Origin of the sequence: Psychrobacter sp. TB20-MNA-CIBAN-0197 (assembly GCF_040309765.1) — a bacterium.
GTDB lineage: Bacteria > Pseudomonadota > Gammaproteobacteria > Pseudomonadales > Moraxellaceae > Psychrobacter > Psychrobacter submarinus.
Map to the genome: position 1 here is coordinate 1 of NZ_JBEOPC010001267.1, position 242 is coordinate 242.

At 43.0% G+C, this 242-nt stretch carries 1 protein-coding gene; it reads left to right on the forward strand.

Annotated features, from left to right (window positions below; genetic code table 11):
• Nucleotides 1-242: response regulator (locus tag AAEY83_RS18035; RefSeq protein ID WP_351061435.1), on the forward strand; the 242-nt coding region annotated here is incomplete at both ends.

The following is a 242-nucleotide window of genomic DNA, read 5'->3' on the forward strand; positions in this document are numbered from 1 at the left end:
GGTTAATAAGCCGCTATTTACGTTCAATGGGGCTCGAGGTTATTGCCGTTGAAAACGGTGAGCAAGCGGTAGAGCAGTGCTTAAAAGAGTATCCTGATTTAGTGCTACTCGATATTCAAATGCCTGTGATGGATGGGCGTTCTGCTTTTCAGCTATTAAAACAGTGTGGTTTTGAGCGGCCTATTTTTGCTTTAACTGCAAATGCTATGAGTCATGAAGTGGATGGCTATTTAGAGTTAGGG